Annotated in this window: 1 protein-coding gene; it reads right to left on the reverse strand. The window is 69.0% G+C overall.

The window, feature by feature from the left end:
- Positions 1-1278 (reverse strand): condensation domain-containing protein (locus IEZ19_RS49875; RefSeq protein ID WP_229841751.1); only part of this gene is annotated, 1278 nt, incomplete at both ends.

The raw sequence follows: 1278 nt of genomic DNA on the forward strand, positions 1-1278 counted from the left end.
CCCCAACAACCGAACCCGCTCATCAACCCCCACCACATCCACGCCACCAAGAACCACATCTGTCCCCCCGTTCAGCGCGTCGACCACGCGCTCCACGGCGGTACGCAGCAACTGGACGATCGCTTCCGGGTCGAGCGCATCCACGGTCTGCACGCTCAGGCTCAGCCCGCCCGTCCCCCAGTCGTTGACCGACACGGTCACCGGGTAGTTGGTCCGGTCCTGGACCATGACGCGCTGGATGCCCTCGATCGACCTCTGCCCGTTCCGCTCCTCGTCGGCCGGGCGTTCGGCAGCGGCGGTCACGTGCCGGTAGTTGAACAGCGAGGTGAACAGCGGCGTGTTGTCGGTGATCCCGCTGACCTGCTGCGCCACCGACAGCGGTGCGTGTTCGTGCTCCAGCAGTCCCGCCAGCTGGTCCCGCATGCCCTCGACAGCAGCGCGTACGCCCACCTGGCCGGTACGCACCCGCACGGGCAGGGTGTTGAGGAACGGACCCAGCACCCGCTCCGCTCCCTCACCGGCGTTCATCCGGCCGAACAGCACGGTCCCGAAGACGACGTCGTCACGCCCCGACAGCACCCCGAGCACGCGCGCCCACGCCACGTGCAGCACCGTCGCCGTGCTGACCCCTAACTCCCATGCCACGCGCCGCAGTCCGTCGGTGGCCTCGGCGGCGACGGGCATGACTGCCGAGGCCACGCCACCGTCGCCACCGCGTGTGTCGAGCAGCCCGTACGGGGCGGTCGGCTCCGTCACATCGCCGAGCAGCTCGGCGAAGTACCGCTCGTACTCCGCCCGGGGCACCGCACGCGTCTGCGCCACGAAGTTCCGGAACGGCATCGCCGGCGCCAACTCGTCCGCGTGGCCCGTGAGTACCGACCTGAGTTCGTCCAGCAGCACGTCCATGCCCATGTGGTCATGCAGCATGTGATGCATACGCACCACGGCCAGCCATCGGCCTTCGGGGAGCTCGGCCGCATGCACGTCCAGCAGCGGCGCCCGGCCCAGGTCCATCACCGGTCCCGCGAGGGCGATCAAGCGCTCCGCCCGCTGTGCGGGCTCGTCTACCTCACCCTCCAAGTTGTGTTCTACGAGCGGCAGTTGTGCCTGCCGCCACACCACCTGCACCGGCTCACGCAACCCCTCCCACACCACACCCGTGCGATAGATGTCATGCCGGTCCATCACCCGCTGCAACGCACCCGTGAACGTCTCCAACCGCTCCCGGGAGTCGAACTCCACCACCCGCGCCGTCAGATAGACGTCCCCACCCTCACC

This window comes from Streptomyces brasiliensis, assembly GCF_014647875.1.
Taxonomy (GTDB): domain Bacteria; phylum Actinomycetota; class Actinomycetes; order Streptomycetales; family Streptomycetaceae; genus Streptomyces; species Streptomyces brasiliensis.